Genomic DNA, 8,069 nt, shown 5'->3' with positions numbered 1-8,069 from the left:
CTGCTGCTCTTCGTGCCGCTGGCCGCGCTCATCGTCTTCACGCTCGCCCGCACCGGCTTCGGCCGCCTGCTCTACGCCGTCGGCGACAATGAGCGCGCGACGCGTCTGTCGGGCGTGCAATACTGGCAGGTCATAACGGCGCTCTACGTCACCTCAAGCGTGCTCGCCGGCATCACCGGCCTGCTCTATATCGGCCTGATCAAGGCCCCTTCCCTGTCGCTCGCCGAACCGCTGGTGCTGCCTTCGGTGGCCGCCGCCGTCATCGGCGGCACCTCCATCTTCGGCGGCCGCGGCGGCTACACCGGCACCATCATCGGCGCGCTGATCCTCACCGTGCTGACGACGCTCCTGACCATCCTGCAGATGCCGGAGGGGGCTAGAAGGATCTTGTTCGGGTTGATCGTGCTGTTCGTCACGGCGGCCTATTTGCGGATCGTCGAGGAGCGGTGAAAGGATCCCGCGAAGGCCACCGTTTTGGATCATCAAGCAATCCAGTGCCTGCGCACAAGAGATAAGCGGCGAAAGGATCGATTTTGAGAAACTCGCCGCTTCCGTATTTTTGCCAACTATATTAGTCCTTGTTGAAGTGTATTGGCGTGATGCCATTGGATACCACTATTTGTTTTCGGCCAGCGTTCACTTTGAACCATTGATTAACCGCCTATGCTTCATTCTGTGAATCGCATGCACAAGGCATGTGAAACACGAGAGCTTGCTCGATGCGGATCATGCCGGATCTCACCGTTACGACACAGAAGCTGATGTCGGCCAAGAGCGGCTTTGCAGGCGCCAACCAGCCCGCGTTCGCGAAAGCAGGCACGGCGCTGCGGACCGAGCCTCCTGTCATTCGTCCGGGTGCAACAGGTGATGAGGACGACGCCGAATACGATCCGTTCGGCAGCTTTGGCCAGGCCGCTGGGGCGCAGGCGTCTTCACCCATCAGTGCAACGTCCACCACGACGGCACAAGACCGTTATTTGCGCGCGGGCGAAGCCAACTTTGACGAACTCCAAGCGGAGTATACACGCTTCATCGGCTCGATGGTCGAGGCAGACCGCCGACACGAAGATTCCACCGTTGCGCGCAACTTCATCCCCACGGGCGAGACACCGGAAACGGTGATGGCGATGGGAGAACATGACTATATGTGGGCCGTCCAGGACGAGATGGAGGCCGCTGCCGACCGCAGCCCGCAGGCGCAGGCCAACAAGGCGATCAGCAACCAGAGCCTGACCTACGGTGATGCCGGCAGGATGACTTCCGATGCCCTGTTCAGCCTGCAGAAGGCATTGCCAGCTTTGAACAGCGCCTTGGCGAGTGTCACCCCCGAGGCCATTGAAAAGCGCCTGCAAGGCATCGGCGACGACTCGAAACGCCAGCTTCTCGCGCAGCAACTGGCCAGGAACGATATGCTCTTTGCCAAGAGCAACCTGCGCTACGTCGCCAGGATAGTCAAAGGCATCGAGGGTGGCCCCAACAAGGTGACTGGCGACATCCTGCTCAAGAACGACCAAGGCCAGTACCAGCTGGGCGATTTCTCGATTTCGTTCAAGGGGGAGGTGTTGCTGACCTCCAAGGACAAGTTCAAGGCATTCACCGGCTGAGCTTGTCCGAGGCGCCGGCCGTCTTGACGGCAACCAACTGATCGCTGGAACTATGGCCTAACCGGAACAATATCGAAAGAAGTGGAGCTGCCTTCCAACTGCCCGATGGTGGCGCTCGGCGGCCCGATAGCCAAGTTTATCCTCGATATCTAGGACTTCATTGCGACCACGCATGGGGCCTCCTGCAGATCGAGTATCCGGCCGTCCATGACGCGTGCTGTGTCGCGGCGCGCGCCACCCCGAGCGCTTGGAGGGACCGCTTCACTCCGTCCACATCGCCCACCACCGGCTCATCACCCCATCGGAATGGCGAGCGGTCGACGGTGTTATCACCGTCCAGTAAGGGCGGCGTCGTTGCGCACGCAGGCCTCACCAGAAGCCGATGAACGACCTCAATATCGCCGCGGGACCGATCGCCTGCCTGCAGGTCATGCGAAATCCGGCCCGGCCCGTTGCCTCAAGCACGTCGTCGTCGATGTCGCGCAGGATTCTGTGCGCATTGCGCCAGCCGATCCTGGCCAACGCGGCTGCCAGATCCGCCCGCGAGGGGTCAAACAGGCTCTCGTTGGCGGCCGGGTCCCCGGACCGGTCGATGTCATTGCTCGAGACAAGCGCGTGGCGTGGAATTGTCACGTCGGTGCTGGCTTCGAACGGCGTGGACAGATCGAGGAAACGGGAAATGGAACCCAGGCAAAGGGCCGGGGTCGCGACGAGTTGCTCATAGCATACGAAATGCACGGGCGTGCCGGTGCGGCGCAGCGCCTCCATAGCAAAGTAGAACTGGTTCCAGTAGTCGGCGGGTGCGCGGAACCTGTATTCCATCTGCGGCCGCGTGAAATCCTGCCTGATTTCGAAAGGCTGGTTCAGGAACGAACCGAAATGTTTGGCCGGCCTCAAAATGCTGTTGTGCCTGGTGAAACGGAACCAGGACAGGAGCTGAGTGATCGGGTCCTTGCTCATGACAATGATGGGCAAGTCGCCATATTGCAGCGCGCGCCCGTTCATCAGGGCCGGAAAGATCCCATGCTTCCAAAAACCCTGGTCAAAGACGACGGGCACGCCGAGATAGGCCTCGACCAGATGTTTTGCGAGATTCGTGCCCGATTTCGGCGTCCCCATGATGCGGATCCGGGCGACAGTGCCGCCGGCCTGCGTCCGCGATCCACCGGGACCTGGGCTAGTCATCGGCCCTCACAGCGCCAGGCTGCCCTGCTCCGCCGCCTCGGCGTTGGGGTCGCCCGGCGCGGTGGCCCAGGCGAGTTCGACCAGCGTCACCGTGCGCTTTCCCGTGCCATCGAGCTGGCAGACGATGAGGCCCTGCTCCTCGATATAGGTCAGCAGCCGCCGGGCCCGGCGCATGGAGTGCGACCCATAGGCGCGGGCGATCGCGCCATCGCTCGGGCACGGCCAGCCCTCCTTCGCCGCGCGCGCGATCATCATGAACACGCCCTGCATGTCCTCTGGCAGCAGTGAGGCGCGCACCGAAACATCCCGCCACGCGTCATCCTCGGCCATGTCGGACCCCACCCCGGCACGGGCGCGTGTCAGCATGCGGCGAAATTCCTGGAGATCGGGTATGACCGAAGCCAGTCCCTCGATGCGGCAGCGCACGACGAATTCCTGATAGAGGACGCCGATGACGCGAAATCCCGCATCGGGTTCGGCCAGGATGGCGCGCAGGATGCGGTCCATCCGCTCGCGCCGTTCGGCCAGATCCTCGGCGCTGGGCGCGGGCTCGGCCGGTTCGGGCCGAATGTCGCGCGGCGCCGATTTCGCCGCCATCAGCTGCTCCAGCAGATCCGGCGACGCCACCCGGCGCGGCGCGCGCATCGTCTCGGGCGGCGGGGCGGCCAGGATGATCGCGCGGGCGTCCTCGAGAGCGGATTCCGGCATCGCCATCAGCCTGGGCGTGCCGTTGCGCGGGCTGGTGTCGGTCGGGCCGATGCGTAGGCCGAGCGGGCGGCGCGACAGCGCCGGCCCCAGCGCCATGAACTGTCCGCGCTCCAGGTCGCGAAAGGCCTCCGCTTGCCGCCGCTCCATGCCGAGCAGATCGGCGGCGCGCGCCATGTCGATATCGAGGAAGGTGCGGCCCATGAGGAAGTTGGAGGCTTCCGCCGCGACGTTCTTGGCGAGCTTGGCCAGCCGCTGCGTGGCGATGATGCCGGCAAGCCCGCGCTTGCGGCCACGGCACATCAGATTGGTCATGGCGCCGAGCGAGAGTTTTCGCGCTTCGTCGGAAACCTCGCCGGCCACCGCCGGCGCGAACAGCTGCGCCTCGTCGACCACCACCAGCATCGGGTACCAATGGTCGCGCGCGACCTCGAACAGCCCGCCAAGGAAGGCAGCGGCGCGCCGCATCTGGTTCTCGGCGTCGAGCCCTTCGAGGTTGAGCACGGTTGAAACACGGTGGATGCGCGCCCGCTCGCCGGCTGCCTGCAGGCCGCGCTCGGTGTGCTCCTCGGCATCGATCACCAGGTGGCCGTAACGCTCGCCCAGCGAGACGAAGTCACCTTCCGGATCGATGATGGTCTGCTGCACCCAGGGCGCGCTCTGTTCGAGCAGGCGCCGCAACAGATGCGACTTGCCGGAGCCCGAATTGCCCTGCACCAGCAGGCGGGTCGCCAGCAGCTCCTCGAGATCGAGCTTCGCCGGAGCGCCCGCCGTCGTGTGTCCCATCTCGATCGCAACGGTCATGCCAGACTCATCGGCTCCTTCGCAGACGGGCTTATCAACCCGATCGCGGCCCGTCGAGCCGCGCAGGCCAAGCGATTCGCGTTGCGCACAGCCGAGACAATGATGACGTGGCCACGATGGACGGCCGCAAACCGGCGCGCCGCCTGCCGGTTACTGCCTCGGGCCTGTGGATAGTAACCCCCTGTTCACCATGGGCCGGCGTTCCGATTGCGGGCACCAGGCATCCGCCTAACCTGACCCTGCATCGTGCCCCAACGTGATGCACCCAACGCCCCAAATGGCGGCCGGCGTCTTCAAGTTCCTCTGTGTATGCGCCGGTCGTCAGGTCTGTCCGTCACCTCATCGCTTCCTGCCTCGGCACCGGCGGCAAATGCGGTGCGGCCAGTCCCTTGAAGGGATCACGCCAGGCTTCGACGGCTTCGAGCCGGCGATACCAGCGGGCAAGAGCGGGATAATCACCGAGCGGCAGCCCGGCGACGTCGTTGAACGGCAGGAACGTCGCCATGCGGAAGTCGGCATAGGAGACCGAGTTGCCGACCAGCCATTGCCTACCGACAAGCGCTGTCTCCAGGATCGCCGCCGTCGCTTGAAAAAGCTTCAGCCCCTCCTCGACCAACTGATGATCGATTGGGCCCAGCCCGTAGCGCTGCTTGGTGCCGCGCTCGAAATGCACCATGTCGCAGGCCCGCGCGAAATTCTCCTTGCCCCAGCTCAGCCAGCGGATCATGTCGGGCTCATCCTCACCGCCGCGCCAGAAATCCGAACCCATGTCGCGCGACAACCGGCAGGCTATGGCGTCGGCCTCCCACAGGCTGCCGCCCGGCCACGCCAGTATTGGAAGGGAAAGATTGGGATTGAGCGGCCGGAACCGCTCCGCTTGCCCCGGCGCGAACGGCGATGCGAATTCGAAGGTCAGCCTCGCCCCGAGATGACGCGCCACCGCGACCGCCAGGCGCGGATTGGGATTGCGGCTGAAGAACAGTTTTGTTTCCACCCCAGCCGGCATCGCCTCGCCCCTGTCACTCATGAATGCCTCTCCTTGTCCCGGCGACCATCGCCAGATCAAGGACGGATGCGACTGGCGCAATCCGACAAATCATACATCCCACGGGAGCGGGCGGAACGAACAGCCCATCGAAACAGGATGGTCGCGCAAAGTTTGGGTTGACCGTCTCCGATGGCGAGGCGACACTTCATCCCGCAGCAAGGCAGGAGGAAGAACGATGGATGAGCCCGACCGCTGGCGCCACATGTCCAGCGCGCCGAAAGACGGCAGCCGGATCCTCGTTACGGTCCGCCCATCCGAACAGGGGCCAGCGGAAGTCGACCTTGCCTACTGGTCACGCGCTGATCAATTCGGTGAGGAAGGCTGGCGCGCTTCCGATTCCTCGCCTGGCCGCGTCGTCGAATATGCCGAGCCGGAGCTGAAATGCTGGATGCCGATGCCCTCGGCCAATCTCAGCCGAGGCGCCTCGATGCCGGCGCCCTGGGAAGGCGACGACGCCCAGCAGCTGGACGGCTCGGGGATCTAGCGCTCTTCCTCCCCTCTGCGATTGGCGAAATCGCCGAAACCGCCAATCTCCCCCCTCGTGGGGGAGATGTCCGGCAGGACAGAGGGGGGCGCCGTAGAGCGCCAACCTCAATCACAATCGAAACTGCCATGCCTCATACGCCATTGCCGCCGCAGAACCGAGCGAATGCTCGATCGATGCGCAAAGTCATGACCGACGCGGAGTTGAAGCTCTGGAATGAACTTCGCGCGCATCGGCTGATGGGGCTTGGCTTTCGAAGACAATTTCCGATTGCCGGCTATATCGCCGACTTTGCGTGCCCGCAGAAGAAGCTCGTCGTCGAACTCGATGGATCGCAGCATGGTGATGCAGATCTTGCAGTGAACGACACTGTCAGGACGAGGCATCTGGAGCAGGACGGCTGGACCGTGCTCCGGTTTTGGAATGACGATGTCATCCGCGACATCGACAATGTCTGCCACCATATTGTCATCATGGCGGGTTTGGGTGGTATCGAATGAAAGGCTGGCGGGACAGCGCCCCCCTCTGCCCTGCCGGGCATCTCCCCCACGAGGGGGGAGATTGGCAGCTTCGACGCCAGCTTTAAAACAAGAACGCCGCCGTCGCCGGGTTCGGACCGCCGCGGCCGTCGGCCGAATCCATGCCCGCGATCGTCTTCAGGTCCTGCGCGTCCAGTTCGAAATCGAAGACGTCGAAATTGGCGGCGATGCGATCCTGGCGGATCGATTTCGGGATGACGATCAGCCCCTGCTGGAGATGCCAGCGGATCATGGTCTGCGCGGCGGATTTCCCATGCTTCTTGGCAATGCCCGCAATGGTCGGGTCGCCGAGCAGCTTGCCGCTGCCCAGCGGGCTCCAGCTTTCCGTATGGATGTCGTGTTTGGCATGGAATTCCCTGAGCGCACGCTGCTGGAAACGCGGATGCAGTTCCACCTGGTTGACGCTTGGCACCACGCCCGTCTCGCCGATGATGCGCTCCAGATGATCAGGATTGAAATTCGAGACGCCGATCGACTTGATGCGGCCGGCCTGCTTCAACTCGACGAGCGTCTTCCAGGTCTCGACATATTTGTCCTGGCTGGCCACCGGCCAATGGATCAGGAACAGGTCGAGCTGCTCGACGCCGAGCTTCTTCATCGTGTCGTCGAAGGCGCGCAGCGCCGTATCGCGCTGGTGGGCGCCGTTGCGCAGCTTCGAGGTGATGAACAGCTCTGCTGCCGGCACGCCGGCGGCGCGGATCGCCTCGCCGACCCCTTCCTCGTTCTGGTAGCCCTCGGCGGTATCGATCAGCCGGTAGCCGGCCTCGATCGCCCAGCCCACCACTTGCGCGGTGATGTCGTGATCGACCTGCCACACGCCAAGGCCAAGCTGGGGAATGGCGGCGCCGTCGTTCAACGTGATCTGTTGGGGCATGGTCTGGTCCTTTTGCGGGGGGATGGTCCAGCCTATCTAGGCTCGACGCCGCGCAACGGCCAGTCGCCGGGGGAAAATTCGCCGGGGGAAAATTCGTGTCCCTTCACCTCGGCCGGCGCACCGCCCTCACCACGCCGGCGTTTCCGCTGCCGCAGAAGAGGCGGTCGCCGCCATCGGATTCCAGTCCCGAGACGCCCATGCCGGCAGGCATGTCGAGCTTCTCCAGAACCTTGCCCGTTTGCGGGTCGACGCGGCGCAGATCGCTCTCGTCGCCCTCCCAGGTGGCGTGCCACAATTCGCCGTCGACCCAGGTCACCCCTGTGACGAAACGGTTGGATTCGATGGTGCGCAGGATTTTTCCGGTCTCGGGATCGATCTGGTGGATCTTGCGCTCCCGGTGCTGCCCCACCCACAGCGTGCCCTCGGCCCAGGTCAGCCCGGAATCGCCGCCATTGCCGGGTGCCGGAATGGTGGAAAGCACCTCGCCGGTATCGGGATCGATCTTCTGGATGCGGTCCTTGGCGAGCTGGAAAAAATGCCGGCCGTCATAGGCGGTGCCGGCATGCGCCGCGACATCGATCGAACGCAACGCCTGTCCGCTCTCCGGATCGAAGGCATTCAGCCTGTCGCCCGAGGCGAACCAGACGTTCTTGCCGTCAAAGCTCACCCCGGCCACCGTCTTGGCGCCGGGAAAAGGTCCGTATTCCCTCAGGATTTCGGCCGCCGAATGCTTCATGTCTTTGTCCTCGATGGTGGTCGTCATCCCGCTGACGTCTGGGATCATGTTCCAAGGTGGGTCGAGAGTCTGAATATCAATGCACCTTAG

At 63.8% G+C, this 8,069-nt stretch carries 9 protein-coding genes and 1 pseudogene; 5 read left to right on the top strand and 5 right to left on the bottom strand.

Annotation, left to right across the window (positions count from 1 at the left end):
- The 3 genes and pseudogenes from EOA36_RS19780 to EOA36_RS19765 form a co-directional block, all read left to right on the top strand.
- Positions 1-450: ABC transporter permease (locus EOA36_RS19780; protein ID WP_145969227.1), on the top strand; the 450-nt coding region annotated here is incomplete at its 5' end.
- A gap of 278 nt (positions 451-728) precedes the next feature.
- Positions 729-1,604 (top strand): hypothetical protein, encoded by an 876-nt coding sequence (locus tag EOA36_RS19775; RefSeq protein ID WP_145969226.1) that lies wholly within the window; start codon positions 729-731, stop codon positions 1,602-1,604.
- A 235-nt stretch (positions 1,605-1,839) separates the two neighbouring features.
- Positions 1,840-1,947, top strand: a pseudogene (locus EOA36_RS19765) (protein usg); the annotation flags it as partial.
- Positions 1,948-1,973: 26 nt separating this feature from the next.
- On the opposite strand, the gene EOA36_RS19760 reads toward EOA36_RS19765, so the two are convergent.
- The 3 genes from EOA36_RS19760 to EOA36_RS19750 all read right to left on the bottom strand — a co-directional run bounded on the left by EOA36_RS19760 (position 1,974) and on the right by EOA36_RS19750 (position 5,325).
- Positions 1,974-2,723 (bottom strand): hypothetical protein, encoded by a 750-nt coding sequence (locus EOA36_RS19760; protein WP_210212423.1) that lies wholly within the window; start codon positions 2,721-2,723, stop codon positions 1,974-1,976.
- A gap of 72 nt (positions 2,724-2,795) precedes the next feature.
- Positions 2,796-4,298, bottom strand: a complete 1,503-nt coding sequence (locus EOA36_RS19755; RefSeq protein WP_127279059.1) for an ATP-binding protein — start codon at positions 4,296-4,298, stop codon at positions 2,796-2,798.
- 334 nt (positions 4,299-4,632) lie between these two features.
- Complete coding sequence (locus tag EOA36_RS19750) at positions 4,633-5,325, bottom strand: glutathione S-transferase family protein (protein ID WP_167531324.1); 693 nt, start codon at positions 5,323-5,325, stop codon at positions 4,633-4,635.
- Positions 5,326-5,521: 196 nt separating this feature from the next.
- On the opposite strand from EOA36_RS19750, the gene EOA36_RS19745 reads away from it, so the two are divergent.
- Entirely contained in the window at positions 5,522-5,830 is a 309-nt protein-coding gene (locus EOA36_RS19745) for a hypothetical protein (protein WP_027146346.1), read from the top strand.
- A 128-nt stretch (positions 5,831-5,958) separates the two neighbouring features.
- Positions 5,959-6,330, top strand: coding sequence for an endonuclease domain-containing protein (locus tag EOA36_RS19740; protein WP_127279058.1), 372 nt, complete (start codon positions 5,959-5,961; stop codon positions 6,328-6,330).
- Positions 6,331-6,412: 82 nt separating this feature from the next.
- Here EOA36_RS19740 and EOA36_RS19735 read toward each other — a convergent pair whose 3' ends face one another.
- Positions 6,413-7,243, bottom strand: coding sequence for an aldo/keto reductase (locus tag EOA36_RS19735; protein ID WP_127279057.1), 831 nt, complete (start codon positions 7,241-7,243; stop codon positions 6,413-6,415).
- 103 nt (positions 7,244-7,346) lie between these two features.
- Positions 7,347-7,979: a PQQ-binding-like beta-propeller repeat protein gene (locus tag EOA36_RS19730; RefSeq protein ID WP_127279056.1), complete on the bottom strand. Its 633-nt coding sequence runs from the start codon at positions 7,977-7,979 to the stop codon at positions 7,347-7,349.
- Between the last annotated feature and the right edge of the window lie 90 nt (positions 7,980-8,069).

This window comes from Mesorhizobium sp. M8A.F.Ca.ET.021.01.1.1 (assembly GCF_003998025.1).
In the GTDB taxonomy this organism is placed as follows: Bacteria; Pseudomonadota; Alphaproteobacteria; order Rhizobiales; family Rhizobiaceae; genus Mesorhizobium.
Note: the sequence above shows the minus strand (reverse complement) of the source record. Positions and strands in the feature narration are given on the sequence as shown.

Coding starts and splice junctions, on each gene's coding strand:
- EOA36_RS19750 (WP_167531324.1), bottom strand. CDS start 5,325: ATGAGTGACAGGGGCGAGGCGATGCCGGCTGGGGTGGAAACAAAACTG.
- EOA36_RS19735 (WP_127279057.1), bottom strand. CDS start 7,243: ATGCCCCAACAGATCACGTTGAACGACGGCGCCGCCATTCCCCAGCTT.
- EOA36_RS19730 (WP_127279056.1), bottom strand. CDS start 7,979: ATGAAGCATTCGGCGGCCGAAATCCTGAGGGAATACGGACCTTTTCCC.
- EOA36_RS19775 (WP_145969226.1), top strand. CDS start 729: ATGCCGGATCTCACCGTTACGACACAGAAGCTGATGTCGGCCAAGAGC.
- EOA36_RS19740 (WP_127279058.1), top strand. CDS start 5,959: ATGCCTCATACGCCATTGCCGCCGCAGAACCGAGCGAATGCTCGATCG.
- EOA36_RS19745 (WP_027146346.1), top strand. CDS start 5,522: ATGGATGAGCCCGACCGCTGGCGCCACATGTCCAGCGCGCCGAAAGAC.
- EOA36_RS19755 (WP_127279059.1), bottom strand. CDS start 4,298: ATGACCGTTGCGATCGAGATGGGACACACGACGGCGGGCGCTCCGGCG.
- EOA36_RS19760 (WP_210212423.1), bottom strand. CDS start 2,723: ATGGGGACGCCGAAATCGGGCACGAATCTCGCAAAACATCTGGTCGAG.